At 51.6% G+C, this 16139-nt stretch carries 14 protein-coding genes; 3 read left to right on the top strand and 11 right to left on the bottom strand.

The window, feature by feature from the left end; all coding sequences use genetic code 11:
• Nucleotides 1–117: 117 nt before the first annotated feature.
• The gene (locus FJM74_RS11445; protein ID WP_187262736.1) at nt 118–975 is read left to right on the top strand and encodes a nucleoside phosphorylase; all 858 of its coding nucleotides are present in this window, start codon (nt 118–120) and stop codon (nt 973–975) included.
• A 145-nt stretch (nt 976–1120) separates the two neighbouring features.
• Here FJM74_RS11445 and FJM74_RS11440 read toward each other — a convergent pair whose 3' ends face one another.
• The 4 genes from FJM74_RS11440 to FJM74_RS11425 all read right to left on the bottom strand — a co-directional run bounded on the left by FJM74_RS11440 (nt 1121) and on the right by FJM74_RS11425 (nt 4675).
• Entirely contained in the window at nt 1121–1408 is a 288-nt protein-coding gene (locus FJM74_RS11440) for a hypothetical protein (RefSeq protein WP_187262735.1), read from the bottom strand.
• A gap of 86 nt (nt 1409–1494) precedes the next feature.
• The gene (locus FJM74_RS11435; protein ID WP_187262734.1) at nt 1495–1737 is read right to left on the bottom strand and encodes a hypothetical protein; all 243 of its coding nucleotides are present in this window, start codon (nt 1735–1737) and stop codon (nt 1495–1497) included.
• A 3-nt stretch (nt 1738–1740) separates the two neighbouring features.
• Entirely contained in the window at nt 1741–3144 is a 1404-nt protein-coding gene (locus tag FJM74_RS11430; RefSeq protein WP_187262733.1) for a dihydrolipoamide acetyltransferase family protein, read from the bottom strand.
• 271 nt (nt 3145–3415) lie between these two features.
• Nucleotides 3416–4675, bottom strand: a complete 1260-nt coding sequence (locus FJM74_RS11425) for a competence/damage-inducible protein A (protein WP_187262732.1) — start codon at nt 4673–4675, stop codon at nt 3416–3418.
• Nucleotides 4676–4917: 242 nt separating this feature from the next.
• Here FJM74_RS11425 and FJM74_RS11420 point away from each other — a divergent pair, with 242 nt between their 5' ends.
• Both FJM74_RS11420 and FJM74_RS11415 read left to right on the top strand, forming a co-directional pair.
• The gene (locus FJM74_RS11420) at nt 4918–5646 is read left to right on the top strand and encodes a DUF4197 domain-containing protein (protein WP_187262731.1); all 729 of its coding nucleotides are present in this window, start codon (nt 4918–4920) and stop codon (nt 5644–5646) included.
• Between the two features lie 148 nt (nt 5647–5794).
• The gene (locus FJM74_RS11415; protein WP_187262730.1) at nt 5795–7075 is read left to right on the top strand and encodes an erythromycin esterase family protein; all 1281 of its coding nucleotides are present in this window, start codon (nt 5795–5797) and stop codon (nt 7073–7075) included.
• 104 nt (nt 7076–7179) lie between these two features.
• Here FJM74_RS11415 and FJM74_RS11410 read toward each other — a convergent pair whose 3' ends face one another.
• The 7 genes from FJM74_RS11410 to FJM74_RS11380 form a co-directional block, all read right to left on the bottom strand.
• Entirely contained in the window at nt 7180–8781 is a 1602-nt protein-coding gene (locus FJM74_RS11410) for a glycerol-3-phosphate dehydrogenase/oxidase (protein ID WP_187262729.1), read from the bottom strand.
• 520 nt (nt 8782–9301) lie between these two features.
• On the bottom strand, nt 9302–10009 hold the full coding sequence (locus FJM74_RS11405) for a YebC/PmpR family DNA-binding transcriptional regulator (RefSeq protein WP_187262728.1): 708 nt from the start codon (nt 10007–10009) through the stop codon (nt 9302–9304).
• Between the two features lie 302 nt (nt 10010–10311).
• Complete coding sequence (locus FJM74_RS11400; protein ID WP_187262727.1) at nt 10312–10944, bottom strand: ABC transporter ATP-binding protein; 633 nt, start codon at nt 10942–10944, stop codon at nt 10312–10314.
• Nucleotides 10934–11725 (bottom strand): acyl-ACP--UDP-N-acetylglucosamine O-acyltransferase, encoded by a 792-nt coding sequence (gene lpxA, locus FJM74_RS11395; protein ID WP_187262726.1) that lies wholly within the window; start codon nt 11723–11725, stop codon nt 10934–10936. The genes FJM74_RS11400 and lpxA overlap by 11 nt, the downstream gene beginning before the upstream one ends.
• On the bottom strand, nt 11722–13116 hold the full coding sequence (locus tag FJM74_RS11390; protein WP_187262725.1) for a bifunctional UDP-3-O-[3-hydroxymyristoyl] N-acetylglucosamine deacetylase/3-hydroxyacyl-ACP dehydratase: 1395 nt from the start codon (nt 13114–13116) through the stop codon (nt 11722–11724). The genes lpxA and FJM74_RS11390 overlap by 4 nt, the downstream gene beginning before the upstream one ends.
• A 132-nt stretch (nt 13117–13248) precedes the next feature.
• Nucleotides 13249–14301, bottom strand: coding sequence for a UDP-3-O-(3-hydroxymyristoyl)glucosamine N-acyltransferase (gene lpxD / locus FJM74_RS11385; protein WP_187262724.1), 1053 nt, complete (start codon nt 14299–14301; stop codon nt 13249–13251).
• Between the two features lie 582 nt (nt 14302–14883).
• On the bottom strand, nt 14884–16113 hold the full coding sequence (locus FJM74_RS11380) for an HD domain-containing protein (RefSeq protein ID WP_187262723.1): 1230 nt from the start codon (nt 16111–16113) through the stop codon (nt 14884–14886).
• Nucleotides 16114–16139: the final 26 nt, after the last annotated feature.

Raw genomic sequence — 16139 nt, 5'->3', positions numbered from 1 at the left:
GCAGACGAAACGCCTCCGGAGGGGCAGTTTTATTTAAATAATTGCTGCCTGGAGCTACAGAAGAATAATTGTTTGTGCGCAAATATCCAAACACCTAAAAACCGCCTTGCTACTGTTATGACTGCTATACCGGAATCTGAACTCATCCTGAACCCCAACGGCTCCATCTATCATCTGAACCTGCTGCCTGAGCAAATCTCCGACACCATTATTACCGTCGGCGACCCCGACCGGGTGGGTGCGGTGAGCAAGTACTTCGACGAAATTGAATGCCATGTGGCGAAGCGGGAGTTTATAACCCACACAGGATATTACAAGGGCAAACGCATCACCGTCATCTCCACCGGCATGGGTACCGATAACATCGATATCCTGATGAACGAGCTGGATGCGTTGGTGAACATCGATTTTGTGACCCGGGAGGCGAACCCGGAGCCTATCTCACTTAAAATTGTGCGGGTGGGCACTTCTGGCTCGCTGCAGGAAACAGTGCCGGTGGGCAGCCTGCTGGCCTCGCATTATGCCGTTGGCCTCGACACACTGATGCAGTTTTACCCGCTGGAGCAGAACCAGACGGAGCAGGAGCTTACCAGGGCGCTGCAGCTGGCGCTGGGTATTGGCTTTCAGCCATATTGCGCTAATGGCTCGCTGCACCTGGTCACCAAAATCGGCTACGACATGATTCCGGGCAACACCCTTACCTGCCCCGGGTTCTACGCGCCGCAGGGCCGTGCCTTAAGAGGAGGTTTGCTCAACCAGCAGCTCCTGGATCTGTACCAGCGCTTCAGCCTGGGCGATTTCCGGTTCACCAACTTCGAGATGGAAACAGCCGGCTACTACAGCCTCGGCAGGCTGCTTGGGCACGAGGTGCTCTCGCTGAATGCCATCGTCGCCAACCGTATTACCGAGGAGTTTGCAAAGGATGCCGACGAGGTAATAGATGACCTGATCGTAAAAGTGCTGGAGCGAATATAGCAGCAGGGGGCAAGGCTCCGGAGGGGCATTTTCATTGAAATAATTGGTCCGGAAAAGAGCCGCAACAGCAGAACGGCCTGCAGAAGAACAAGTCTTCTGCAGGCCGTTTATATTTTTGGCAGCTGAGGTAAGGGTAGTTTAGAGCTTAGCAGTTTTCTACTTTCACAATAGACTGTAGGGGCAGAAAAGCACCGGCTTTCAAAAGCACAAACTTATCATCATTTGCCCACACGGTTGTTTCTACTCTTTTTAATTCGCCCTGCTCGGTGCAGAAAGTGATGGCTGCTTTATTTCTGTAAGCATTTCCTAAAATTGTAGCCCGGTTTATTTCGTAAGCGCGACGGCTGCGGGCGCCAGGGTCTTGCAACACATCTTCTTTACAGAAATGTAAAGCAGGTATTCTCTCTTTCTCGATCAGATTGACAGTCTTCATAAGGATTCTATAATTTAAGGGCTTTAACTTACTATCGTTTGTTAGTATAACGCTTTAATATATATTTTTAGTTCTGAAGAGGCAAATTAATTTTTTGCTAAATACCTTGAAATTGCAGAAGAGTTTTTTGTGCCAGTATGAAAAGAAGCAATTTGTGTAGCTACTTTTAAATCTGCAGCAGGAGCAGTATAACGGTAATTTTTAAACAAGTGAGAACTAAAAAGCCTGCTCCCGGACAGGGACAGGCTTTTTAGTTCTGAAGCGTATGGTATTGGAATTATACAAGCACCTAGCTGATAACGATTGGTTGCTGCAGGTATATAATTCAAAAATCAAATGACTGTATTCGTATCGAAATTCTCAAGGTAATCTGCCACACGGCGTACAAACATGCCACCCAGCGCGCCGTCAATCACGCGGTGGTCGTAGGAGTGCGACAGGAACATGAAATGGCGTATGCCGATCAGGTCGCCTTCCGGCGTCTCGATTACAGCAGGCTTTTTCTTGATGGTTCCTATGGCCAGTATCGCTACCTGTGGCTGCACGATAATAGGGGTACCCATAACGTTGCCAAAAGAACCTACGTTGGTGATGGTGTAGGTGCCGCCCGACAGGTCGTCTGGGGTCAGTTTATTTGCCCGGCCCCGGTTAGCCAAGTCATTTACCTTTTTGGTAAGGCCATTCAGGTTCATCTGGTCAGCCTGCTTTATGTTCGGCACGATCAGGTTACCGCTTGGCAGGGCTACAGCCATACCAATATTTATCTCTTTGTGTCGTATTATATTGTAGCCATCCACCGAGATGTTGATCATCGGGAAATCCTTGATAGCCTTCACAACAGCCTCGATGAACAGAGGTGTAAAGGTCAGGTTTTCGCCTTCCCGCTTTTTATACACATCTTTCCATTTGTTTCGCCAGTTTACGAGGTTAGTAACATCGGCTTCTACAAAGGAGGTAACATGTGGTGCTATGCGCTTGCTTTCTACCATGCGGTCGGCAATCATGCGGCGCATGCGGTCCATCTCTATAATTTCGGAGGAGCCGCTGTAGGAGGCGGCAGGTTTAGCAGCAGCTACGGCAGTTGTTTGAGGCGCTGGTTCAGCAGCCGGTTGTGCCTGAGGCGTAGCAGTGGTTTCTGCCGGGGCTTTGGCGCCTGGTGCTGGCTGAGGGGCTTTGGGCTGGTTAATTTCTGCTGCTGGTGCCTGCCCACGGGCTTTTACGTAAGCCAGCATGTCTTTTTTAGATACGCGACCCTCCATGCCCGTGCCCGGTATATACTCCAGCTCCTCCATCGATATGCCTTCTTCTCGGGCTATATTGATTACCAGCGGCGAGTAGAAACGTCCTGGGATTGGCTTATCGAGTTTCGTTAGGGTGGTTCCTTCAGGCGCCGTTTCAGCTGGTGCAGGATCTTCTTTGGCTGTGTCAGGGGCTGCTGCCGCAGCTGTAGCAGTCGCTTCGGCAGCGGCAGGAGGCGCATCGGTGGCTTCTTCGCCGTTGGTGCTGATAATGGCAATAGGTGCTCCTACGGCTACCACATCGCCTTCCTGTACAAGTATTTCTTTTAGTATGCCTGCTTCGATGGCCGGTACTTCAGTATCCACTTTATCTGTCGCTACCTCCAGCACCGACTCGTCTTCCTCAATGGGGTCGCCCACTTTCTTAAGCCATTTCAGAACTGTGCCTTCCATGATACTCTCGCCCATTTTAGGCATTACCATTTCTACAAGTGCCATGCGTCTTCTTTAATTGATCGTTAGTCGTGGATCGTATTTGAAAAAGGAGAAAAACAAGGTAATAATCTTCCATAAAGCTTGCGCAGCAACTGCCGCTACGCCTGTTTCCGGGCAAATCCTAAGCGAAAGGCCCGTCAGCCACTATTGCTTTCTCCTTATAAGATAATCTTACTGGTTTTGTTGGCCCTGATTAACCACCAGAAACCGGAATCTGATGAAATAAATACGCAGTATTTCATCTTTAAATACAGACAAAGGTAAGGATTTTGAGCTATTCCTCAACGGTTCCGGTCAAACTTTGCCGGATCAGGTTAAGCGCTACCAGAGCTGTGTACTCAATATTCAGCAGCCTTCCTTTGTTGTAACGGAGCAGCCTGGTTACTGTTTTCTCTTTGTCGGCATAGGCTATCCAGATGGTTCCCACGGGTTTATCCAGGGTGCCGCCATCGGGGCCGGCAATGCCGCTGGTGGCAACGCCAATGGTGGTGCCAAACTTCAGGCGCACCTGCTCTGCCATCTCCCGCACCACCTGCTCGCTTACGGCACCGTACTGCGCCAGCGTTTCGGGGTTTACCTTCAGCTCCTTTACCTTGATATCGTTGTGATAGGCAATAACACTGCCCATAAAGTACATGGAGCTGCCGGCAATGCTGGTAATTTTGTGAGCCAGGTAGCCGCCGGTGCAGCTCTCGGCTGTGGCGATGGTATAGTTGCGGGCGTTTAGCAGCATGCCTACCACTTCCTCCAGGCTAATTTCGCCGAAGGCAAAAATGTAGGGGGCAATACGGTCGGTGAGGAGGTTGAGCTGTTCCAGCAGGTCGTCTTCCAGCTTTTCAGGATCGGGGCCGGTGCCGGTGAGGCGAAGCCGCACGCCGTTCATGTGTGGCAGGTACGCCAGCCTGATATGCGGAGGCAGGCTCAGTTCCCACGGCTCCAGCTTTTCGGCCAGCGTAGACTCCGGAATGCCTACTGTCTGCACTACTTTGTGTATGATCTGGGGAGGGTCAAAATACGCCTTTAATTTTGGCAGCACAATGTCTGTCATCATGCGCTTCATCTCAAAGGGCACACCCGGCATCGATACAAAAACCTTCCCGTCTTCCTCGAACCACATGCCCGGTGCAGTTCCGATCGCGTTCCGGACAGGTGTGCAGGCGGCTGGCAGAAAAGCCTGCTGGCGGTTCAGTTCACTGAGCTCCATGTGCTTGTTTTTAAAAATAGCCTGCACATCGGCCAGCGATGGATCATGCAATTGCAGCTCTGTATGGAAATACGCAGTAAGAACAGGTTTCGTCAGGTCGTCTTTCGTGGGCCCCAGGCCCCCGGTTATCAGAATAGCGTCGGCCCGGCTGCGGGCAAGGTTGAGGGCAGCTACCATGTGGCTGGCATCGTCAGAAACAGAGGTGATTTGCTTTACCCTTATGCCGATTTTGGTTAATTCGGCACCCATCCAGGCCGAGTTGGTATCTACTATCTGTCCGTAAAGTATTTCGTCTCCTACGGTAATGATCTCTGCCGTGACCGTTCTCATTTTGTAATTGGTCTGATTTGTGATTAGGATTAGTAAACTGGTGCTGCACCAGGTTAAATTTAGAAATTCAAAATGAAGCATGGTACCCAAATGCTGCTTTTCCTAATGGAGATCACATGAGATCAGTAGAAAAACTCCCTAAATAATGGAGAATCCAGCACCTGATTAATAATAATTTCTAATTTTGAATTTCTAATTTTTAAGTTGGCGCAACACGAGCTCCACATAAGTTCTTCTAAGATATGAGAAAAATTGTTTATTCTTCATTTTTTGCCCTTGCCCTTGGTGCTTCGGCTTGTACGGTGGCTGAAATTCAGCGAACCGTAGATGGTGTGATGGCCGGCACCGGTGGGGCTGTAAGCCGTGAGGAAGTAGCCTCAGGCCTGCGTCAGGCGCTGGAGGTAGGTGTGAAAAACGGTTCCGGCCAGGCTTCGCAGCTGGACGGCTACTATAAAAATCCGCTGATCCGGATTCCGTTTCCAGAGGATGTGCAGCGGGTGGAGAACACGCTCCGGCAGATAGGCCTGGGCAACGAAGTAGATAAATTTATACTTACCCTGAACCGTGGGGCTGAGGATGCCGCCAAAAGTGCCGTGCCTATTTTTGTGTCGGCCATTAAGCAGATGACGATACAGGATGCCTGGGCTATTTTAAAAGGCGAGAAAGATGCCGCCACGCAATACCTGATCCGCACCACCTCGCCGCAGGTGCGCGATGCCTTTTTGCCTGTGGTGCAGAAGTCTCTGGAGAAAACAAATGCCACCCGCTTTTATACCGACATCGTAACGCAGTACAACAAGATACCGCTGGTGCAGAAAGTTAACCCGGAGCTCGACCAGTACGCCACCCAGAAAGCGATGGATGGCCTGTTTCTGCTGATCGCGCAGGAGGAGGCCAATATCCGGGAAAATCCGGTTGCACGTACTACGGAGCTTCTGAGGAGAGTCTTCACAAAAGAAAATCAATCATGAAATAACATAAGTTTACCCTTGTGGGCACCCGCTTTACTACAAAGTAGAGCGGGTGCTTTTGTTTTACATAACTTTCACGTACAAAAAAAAGTACAATACAGCAAAATTTTCGGAAAGCAGGACAACAGCATGTAGAAAGTTGAGAGATATGGCAAAAGCACCATTTACGTACACCGCACTAACCAAGGAAAGAGATCTGGACAGGCTGGTGGAAGAGATCGGGGAGGCACGAATTGTGATGTTGGGGGAGGCCTCGCACGGAACTTCGGAGTACTATACCTGGCGCACCGCCATCACCAGGCGGCTGGTAGTGGAAAAAGGTTTTCAGTTTGTAGCCGTAGAAGGCGACTGGCCCGAGTGCTATGCCCTGAACCGCTTTATAAAAGGCTACGAAAAGGCAGGAAGCAAGATTGCCGATGTGCTGCAGGTTTACCGGCGCTGGCCTACCTGGATGTGGGCCAACTGGGAGGTGGCGGCGCTGGTGGAGTGGGCAAAGGACTTTAACCATGTGCGGAACCTGAAGGAGAAAGTCGGTTTTTACGGGCTCGATGTGTATAGCCTGTGGGAGTCGCTGGAGCAGGTGCTTGAGTTCCTGAACCAGCACGACGGGCAGGCCGCAGAGGCTGCCAGGCAGGCTATTCGGTGTTTTGAGCCCTATAACCGCGACCCGCAACACTATGCACAGGCTACTGCCTTTGTGCCAACCGACTGTGAAAACGAGGTGGTGGAGATGCTGCAGCGAATTGCCAGAAGGCTTGAGTTTCCGAACGACCAGGAAAATGTCTTTAATGTGGAGCAGAATGCGCTCGTGACCGTAAACGCCGAAAAATACTACCGTGCCATGATTAAAGGAGGGCCAGCTTCCTGGAACGTGCGCGACTCCCACATGATGGAGACACTTGACCGCCTGCTCGAGCTGCACGGGCCAGACTCCAAAGCGATTGTATGGGCCCACAACACCCACATCGGCGATGCCCGCGCCACCGACATGGCCAGCGATGGCATGCTAAATATTGGCCAGCTGGCCCGCGAAAAGTATGGCATGGATCAGGTGAAGCTGGTTGGTTTCGGGTCGTATAAAGGTACTGTGATAGCCGGGAAATCGTGGGGTGCCCCTATGCAGAAAATGGAAGTGCCCGAAGCAAGGCCCGGCAGCTGGGAAGCCATGCTGCATGAGATAAGCGAGGAGGACAAGGTTATGCTCTCCGGCGATCTGCGGGAGGTGCCGGAGTTGCGGAATCCTATACCGCACCGGGCGATAGGCGTGGTATATGACCCTAAGTTTGAACAGTTTGGCAATTACGTTCCATCCGTTATCCAGGAGCGCTACGATGCCTTCGTCTACTTTGAGGAGAGTCAGGCTGTGCACCCGCTGCACCTGAAGTTGAAAAATGCCAGAGAGCCCGAGCTGTACCCATGGAACTACTGATGGCGGGGGTACCTCACTTCCGGATTATTCTAATGAAAAATGCCCTCCAGAGATGATTTCTTCTGCTGCCGCTAGAATCTTCTTTATCAGGTAGATGATTTCTGTTATTTTAAAGGCCTGTAAGGTTCTACTAAATACTGATTCGCCAATTTAGTGAAACCTGCCACCTGCTCTTGTTGCCATTTGCTGGTGTACCCCAGTTCTGCAGCCATTACGGCTGCTACGTCGGGAGCCAGGTCTATGGCTGCTCTGGCATCCAGGAAAAGAATACGTAGCCGCCGTGCCAGCACATCTTCTACCGTTCTGGCCATTTCGTGCCGGGCCGCCCACACTACTTCAGCCAGTACGTTCGGAAAACGCGTATGCAGCTTTCTCCCCAACTCCGGATGGTCGGCAATCAGGGTTAAAATACCAGCCGCATCGCTTCCGTAAACAGCGAGGTGATCTGTTCCGGCGACATCGGCCTCGGCTCCATGAATTTTAATATGTGCTGTGGTACAGGGGGCCGGAGAAAGGTTGCCTGCTTCGACGGCTGCCTCTACCGTGTCTTCCGCCATTTTGCGGTAAGTGGTCCATTTGCCGCCCGTTATGGTAACCAGACCAGAAAATGATACCAGTAATTTATGGCTGCGGGAAATCTCCTTTGTTTTGTTTGTATATTTACCGTGCGCAGCCAGAGGGCGGAGTCCGGCAAAGACACTGAGCACATCTTTCCGTTGGGGTTTCCTGCTCAGGTACTGCCCGGCAGTGTGCAGGATAAAGCTAATTTCCGCTTCCAGGGCTGTCGGCTCCAGGTGGCATTGCTCTAAAGGCGTGTCCGTTGTGCCCAGCAGCACATGCCCGTACCACGGCAGGGCAAATAGCACGCGCCCATCAGAAGTCCTGGGGATCATCAGAGCTGTATTTCCTGGCAACAAAGAGCTCTCTACCACCACATGCACCCCTTGGCTGGGCCTTACCAGCGGGTCGGAAGAAGGGGAGTCCATGTGCAGGAGCTCATCTGCGAACACACCGGTGGCATTGATGACCACCTTTGCCTGAAGCTGATACTCACGGCCAGTTTCTAAATCCTGTGCCATCACGCCCGCCACTTTACCCGCTGCATCTTTTACTAAACCGGTAACCCTGACATAATTCAGCAAAACTCCACCGTGCTCGGCACATGTCTGCGCCAGGTTCAGGGCAAGCCGGGCATCATCGAACTGCCCGTCGTAGTAACAGATGCCTCCTTTGAGGCCTTTCGTTTTCAGGTTAGGCAAGAGCCGTTTTACTTCGGCCCCGGATAGAAAAGTAGTTTTCGGCAGGCGGTGCTTTTCGGCCATCCAGTCATATACCTTCAAGCCAATTCCGTAGAAAATTTTACTCCACCAGCTATAACAGGCTATCACGAATGGCTGTACTTTTACCAGGTGCGGGGCATTCTGTAGCAGGAGTCCTCTTTCATATAATGCCTCATATACCAGCTTCACGTTTCCCTGTGCCAGGTAGCGCACCCCGCCGTGCACCAGTTTTGTGCTGCGGCTGGAGGTTCCTTTGGCAAAGTCAGACTGCTCCAGCAACAATGTTCTATATCCTCTGGCGGCAGCGTCCAGGGCCACTCCCAAACCTGTAGCGCCTCCTCCTACCACAATAATATCCCAGATTTTACCACTTTCCATCTCCTCCAGAAACTCCTGCCGGTTAAAGTGGTTATGTGGCTTTCCCATTATTTTCGTGCTTATAGAAGTGGGGTCTGGAATCGGGTATGTTAGCTAATACGGATAAAGCCTGGCGGTGTGGTTGCTTTTTTGCCTTTCTGAACGCATGTACACCTTTGTTCCCCATCAAGAGGTATAAGGCATTGAGATGCCTGTTCCAGACTTGTCCTCTGGCCGCACAGCCAGTTTTTCTGGAAGGGATAGTGGCCAGGCAAAGACGATCTCACTTAATGGCCAGCGCATCCACCTGCACATAGGAATTGCGGGGTAAAAGGCAGATTATTTAAATGAAAAAGCCCTTCCGGAGACTGCTGCCTCTGTTTTTGAGTTGATCATATAAGCTTGCGCATAACTATGTGCGCCAAACGAAAAGAACCTGGCGCCTCGTGATGTAGCGCTACATCACGAGGCGCCAGGTTCTATCATAAATAGTTGCCGGAGGGGCTTTTTCATTCAAATAATCTGCAAAGTCCTGTTGCAGTGCTGCGGGCACCAGATGGCCAGCCGCTTTCCGGTTAAAAGGCCCGTACTATTGCATGTTATGGTAAACGGCTTGTACGTCGTCGTCTTCCTCTATCTTCTCGATCAGGTTCTCTATTTCCTCGGCCTGCTCATCGGTGAGTTCGGTGCGGGTGTTGGGGATGCGCTGCAATTCAGCTGTTATCACATTCAATCCTTTTTCTTCCAGCGCTTTCTGCATGGTGCCGAAGTCGGTAAACGCAGTTTCTACGATAATCTCTCCCTCGTGCTCATAAATATCGTCGGCGCCATAATCGATCAGTTCCAGTTCCAGCTCTTCTATGTCCACGCCTTCGGTGGCCACCTTAAAGATGCCTTTGCGCGTGAAAATAAAGTCGAGGGAGCCTGTTTTGCCCAGGGCGCCGCCGGCACGCGAAAAGTACACCCGCATGTTGGCCACGGTGCGGTTTATGTTGTCGGTGGCGGTTTCCACCAGAATGGCAATGCCGTGTGGGCCATAGCCTTCGTATACCACTTCGTCGTAGTCTTTTTCTTCCTTAGACGATGCGCGTTTTATGGCAGCCTCTACGCGGTCTTTGGGCATATTCACACCCTTTGCGTTTTGGATGGCGGTACGGAGGCGGGCATTCGACTCGGGGTTCGGGCCGCCTTCTTTTACTGCTATTACAATCTCTTTACCCAGGCGGGTAAAGGCCTTCGACATTTTATCCCAACGTTTAAACTTACGGGCTTTTCTGAATTCAAATGCGCGTCCCATCGTGTCTGTTTATAGTGATGCTGCAAAGTTAGGCAAAATGGCAATCAGATATAAATTAGTGAAGAGGTAAAAGTTAACAGTTCTCTTGCCGGAGGCAATTATTCTAATGAAAATGGCCTTCTGTAGATTTTTTTCAAGACACTGGACGTGAGACGAAGGGCTTTTTAGCGTGAAGCGTTGACCTGTAGTTTACGTTCCATCTTCAAATTTCCAGATCAACCTTAAACAATCTAGCAACCAGCAACCAGATTATTTGAATGAAAATGCCCTCCCGGAGCATGGTAGGAGGAAGTGTAGTTTGGTTAGCGGCGGCTTGCCGGGTGGTAGTCGGTAATGAGGAGGCGCTGGTCGCAGAAGCTGTACTCATGCTCAATGTTGGAGCCCACAATCAGGATCCGGCCTGATTTGTTCAGTTCCACGTGCTCCCGGTACCAGGCGATGCCCTCGCTGTCGAGGTTGGTGGTCGGCTCGTCGAGCAGCAGCAGGGGCGTGTCGGCGTAGAGCGCCAGGCCCAGCTTCAGGCGCTGCTTCATGCCCGACGAGAAGTCTTTCACAAACTTGTGGCGTGCCTTTTCCAGGCCCATCCGCTCGATGAGTTGTTGCTGGCTGATGTTGTGCCGCAGCGGCTTGAAGTTGACGTGAAAGGCCAGCATTTCCTGCAGCGTAAATTCCTCGACCAGTTCCAGGTAAGGTGCTGTAAGGGAGAGGTGCCGGAATGCGTTTTCGGGGGCAATGGGCTGGTTGGAGAGCGAGTAGGAAAGCTCGCCTTCGCTGGGCAGGTTGTGGCCCGCAATGAGGGTAAGGAGAGTGGACTTCCCGGAGCCATTGTGGCCCAGTATGGCATAACTGGTGCCTGACTCAAACGTAAACGTCAGGTTCCGGAAAATCCACTCGTAATTATAGCGTTTACCTAAGTTGCTTAGGTTAATTAGCATCTTTTGAAAAGTATCCTTTGATAAGGCCCCGCCCGGAGTTACGGATAAAATTGGTGATCTCGTCGCGCTCGGTGCTCGGCATCAGGTCCAGTTCTATCTTGTCGAGGGCCTGGGAGTTGTTGAGGCCGCTCATAAACAGGAAACGGTAGATCTGCTGTATTTCGTTTATCTGCTCGCTCACAAAGCCTCTGCGGCGCAGGCCAACAGAGTTGATGCCGGCATAAGAAAGCGGCTCCCGCGCTGCTTTTATGTAAGGCGGCACATCTTTCAGCACGAGGCAGCCGCCAGAGATAAAGGCATGCGACCCGATTTTTACGAACTGATGTATGGCGCTCATGGCACTTACAATGGCATAGTCGCCAACTTCTACGTGGCCTGCCATCTGCACCGCGTTTCCGATGATGCAGTTGTTGCCCACCATGCAGTCGTGCGCTACGTGTGCATAAGCCATTACCAGGCAGTTGTTGCCAACCACTGTCTTCATCTTGTCGATGGTGCCGCGGCTGACCGTTACGTACTCTCTTATAACCGTGTTGTCGCCGATAATGGCCGTTGTTACTTCTCCGGCAAACTTCAGGTCCTGCGGCACGGAGGCTATCACAGCGCCCGGGAAAATCTTGCAGTTTTTGCCGATGCGCGCGCCCTCGTTAATGGTCACGTTTGGCCCGATCCAGGTGCCTTCGCCAATCTCCACATTTTTATGGATGGTGGAGAATGGTTCTACAACAACATTTTGAGCTATTTTCGCCTCCGGGTGTATGTATGCTAGTGGCTGGTTCATGCGTCTTTTTTAACAATCATTGCCGACATCTCTGCTTCAATTACCAGTTGGCCATTTACAAAGGCCTGACCAGCCATTTTGGCAATACCGCGCTTGAGAGGGGCCAGCAGTTCACATTTAAAGATTATCGTGTCTCCGGGAAGCACTTTGCGCTTAAAGCGGCACTTGTCGATGGCCAGCAGATAAGTCCAGTAATCGTCCGGGTTTTCCATGGCATTGAGCACCAGAATACCACCCGTTTGTGCCATGGCCTCTATCTGGAGCACGCCTGGCATTACCGGATTATCCGGAAAGTGGCCCTGAAAGAAGGGCTCGTTCATGGTCACGTTCTTAATGCCGGCCACCATGGTCTCGTCCAAATGAATAATCTTATCGATCAGCAGGAAAGGGTACCGGTGCGGCAGCGTGGCTGCGATCTGGTTTATATCCATAACCGGCGGCTTTTTAGGGTCGTAGGTCGGGATGTTCTTGATGACAGACTCCTGAATGAGGCGCTTCACTTTTTTGGCGAAGGCCACGTTGGCCGCATGGCCGGGGCGGGCCGCCAGAATCTGGCCTTTTATGGGCCGGCCGATCAGGGCCAGGTCGCCCATCAGGTCGAGCAGCTTGTGGCGGGCAGGCTCGTTTTTAAAGCGAAGCTCGGTATTGTTCAGAATGCCTTCTTCCTGCACCGTAACCTTCGGCTTGTTCAACAGCTCCGACAGGTGCGCCAGCTCGTCTTCCTGCACCACACGGTCCACGATCACGATGGCATTGTTCAGGTTGCCGCCTTTAATAAGGTTTTGCTTAAAGAGTGCCTCCAACTCGTGCAGGAAACAGAAAGTTCTGCAGGAGGCAATTTCATCCTGAAACTGTGTAATATCGGTGATGGAGGCATGCTGGCTGCCCAATACCGGCGAGTTATAGTCTACCATCACGGTCAGGCGGTAATCGTCGAGCGGGAGGGCGGCTATCTCTACACCGCGGCTATCGTCTTTGTAGCTGATGCCTTTGGTGATCTCGAAGTAGTTGCGCAGGGCATTCTGCTCCTGCATGCCAACCGAGCTCAGGGCCCGTACAAACTCGATGGCGGACCCATCCATGATCGGAGGCTCAGGACCGTCCAGCTCAATCAGCACATTGTCTATCTGCAGGCCAACCAAAGCTGCCAGGGTGTGTTCTACGGTGTTTACGCGTGCACCATTCTGCTCTATGGTGGTGCCCCGCGAGAGGTCTACCACATTGTCTACATCCACGTTTACCAGCGGTTGCCCGGGCAGGTCGATGCGCTGAAACTTATAGCCATGGTTGGCAGGGGCAGGCTTAAACGTCATGTTAGACACGATGCCTGTATGCAATCCAATGCCCGTAACGGTTACAGGAGCCTTTATGGTGTGCTGTTTTTCGTTCATTAATGTAATACGGTGTTTTAATAGTTGGGCTTTGTATCGCAAAGAGAGCAGAAAACTGTCGTTTGCCATACAAGCTACCGGGCACCCAAAGGGGCACGCAAACTTACTATATAATCACGGCTCTTACTAGTATTATTTTATATCCCTGATCTCACTCTGGTTGCGTGTCAGATCCTTTAGTTCTTCCAGATCGCGCTGCAGGTCGGGCAGGTTCCGGAAAACGGCGAGCGCCTTCAGGTTTTGCTTGTAATCGAAGGCAGGGGAGCCCTGAATGATCGTGCCCGGCTTGTTCACCGATTTAGAAACGCCAGACTGAGCGCCAACGGTTGTTTTGTCGGCAATGGTAATATGGCCCACAATGCCTACCTGACCGGCAATGACGCAATTGCTGCCAACCTTTGCGGAGCCTGAGACACCGGACTGCGCGGCAATAACCGTATGGCGGCCAATTTCCACATTGTGCGCTATCTGCACTAGGTTGTCGATCTTGGTGCCTTCTTTGATGATGGTAGAGCCCATGGTGGCGCAATCGATGGTCGTGTTGGCGCCGATGGAGATGTTGTCTTCGAGCACCACATTGCCGATCTGGGGAACGGTGGCGTAGCTGCCATCGGGCTGCGGGGCAAAACCAAAGCCATCGCTGCCGATTACCACGCCGGCATGAATGGTGCAGTTAGCGCCAACCACTGTATTGGAGTAGAGCTTGGCGCCGGCAAAGAGGGTGGTGTTATCGCCAATGGTTACATTATCGCCGATATACACTTGCGGAAAAATACGGACGTTGCTGCCGATAGTGCAGTTGTGGCCGATATAGGAGAAGGCACCACGGTAATGACCTTCGCCGATGGTGCTGTTGTTGCCCATAAAGCATGGCTCCTCAAGGCCGGTTTTGGAGGCCAGCAGAGCCGCCTGGTAGTAACTCAGCAGTCTCGAAAAGCTGGAATAGGGGTCTGCCACACGGATCAGGGCTGCCGCAACCGGTTTTTTGAGTTCCAGCTTTTCCGATACAATAACGGCGCTGGCACCGGTGGTGTATAGATAAGGCTCATATTTAGCGTTCGACAGAAAAGCAAGGGAGCCTGCCTGTGCCTCCTCTATCTTACCAAGAGAGCTGACTTTCGCCTGCTCGTCGCCTTCTATCTTTCCCTGCAGCAGGTCCGCTATCTGTAGAACAGTAAATTCCATGTTATAAAATTATGGCAAAAAAATTCAGTAAATACGTCCGGGGCGTAAACTTAATAAAAATCTTGCGCGTGTGCCTAATAAGTGTCGGCTTAAAATGAGATGCAAAGGTGGATGTGGCCTTCCAGGCGCTTAGAATTGGTTTTTCTGCTTCAGCAAACGCCTTACAAATAGTAACAGCAAATAGATCATAAAATTATAATGTTGGGTAAGAAGGAGCGATCGAATTTCTCAATTATTTAAATAAAAACCGGCCTCCAGAGCAGCGCCTGCTCCTGCTGCCTGAACCTGTTTTATGAGGTGAATTTGAAGAGGAGAAATGCAGCATGCGGACCGGAAGAAGGAAGCCAGGCCTGTGCTTCGGCAAATTCAAAATCAGAAATCCTAAATTATGGCAGCGAGGCGATCTGGCAACTTTGTAAGTCTCAAGCCTCTCTGGAAATCAAATTAGAGGAGCACGAATAGGTTTGCGCCACGGCCGATTATTCTAATCAAAATGCCCCTCCGGAGGCGCTGCTGCTCCTGCTGCTGCGGATTATTCGTTACTCAGAATTTCTAATTTTTAGTTTTGAATTTGGCGCAGCCTTAATGCGCCACCTCCTTCGGGTAGCAGATGTAGTATTTCTCCACCTTATCGCGCAGGGCCCTGATGTTGGGCAGGTCCGAGGCATCGGCCACATCCACTACATAGCCCGCCTTGGTGAGCACATCTATCGACTGCCCCTCGGCCTGGTAGGCGTTGTTGCTGATCTTGCCGGAGATCATCAGGTACTTCACCTCTCCGGCGCTGATCTTATAATGCTCCTGCACCAGCTCACTTATCCCGAGCAGAAACTCCTCCTCAAACGGTTTGCTGGAAATGATAACTTTAAACAATCTGCGGTTCAGGATGTTGGTGGAGAGGAAGGAGAGCGTCCGGTCGGAATGGGAGGCCCAGAGCTTGATGCCGCTCCAAACATCGTGGTCATCGAGTGCTATAAAACGCTCCAGTATCCGTTGGTCAGTCTCGAAATTCTCCAGCGTCAGGTCAGAGGCCAGAAAATAAAGCAGGCAGGGGCTGCCCGGCACCTCCACTCCCGCCTGCACCAGCTCCCGGGCCCGCTGCACGGTGCGCAGCACCATGTTCTCGGCGCTGATCACGGTTTTGTGCAGGTACACCTGCCAGTACATCAGGCGGCGGCTCACCAGAAAGTTCTCGATGCTGTAGATCGCTTTCTCCTCCACCACCAGTTGGTCGTTGGCCACATCTAGCATTTTAATCAGGCGGTCGGCGCCAATCTTGCCCTCGTACACACCGGTGTAAAAGCTGTCGCGATTCAGGTAGTCGAGCCTGTCCACATCGAGCTGGCTCGACACCAGCTGGTGAAAAAACTTGCGGTGGTAGGTGCCGGTAAAGATCTGCATGGCCAGGTTCAGCCTTCCTCCGAACTCCTTGTTCAGCATCTGCATAATGTGGAGCGAGAGGTGCTCGTGGTGCACTTCCTTAAAGATGGCGGTCTCGAGAGCATGCGAAAAAGGGCCGTGCCCGATGTCGTGCAGCAGGATGGCGATGAGGGAGGCCTCGTACTCGTTGTCGTAAATTTCGTTATTTTTACTTCGGAGCGTATCCAGCGCCATGCTCATCAGGTGCATGGCACCCAGGGCATGGTGAAACCGCGTGTGCAGTGCACCGGGGTATACCATTTCTGTCAGGCCCAGCTGCTTAATGCGGCGCAGGCGCTGAAAGTAGGGGTGCTCTATGATGTCATACAGAAGATCAGAGGGGACCGTGATAAATCCGTAAACGGGGTCATTTATGATTTTCTTTTTGTTCATCAAGAAATAAAATTAAGTGCCCTAAC

The sequence above is a fragment of the Pontibacter beigongshangensis genome, from assembly GCF_014332515.1.
GTDB lineage: Bacteria > Bacteroidota > Bacteroidia > Cytophagales > Hymenobacteraceae > Pontibacter > Pontibacter beigongshangensis.
The sequence above is the reverse complement of the archived record's forward strand: the minus strand, read 5'-3'. Positions and strand labels throughout refer to the sequence as shown.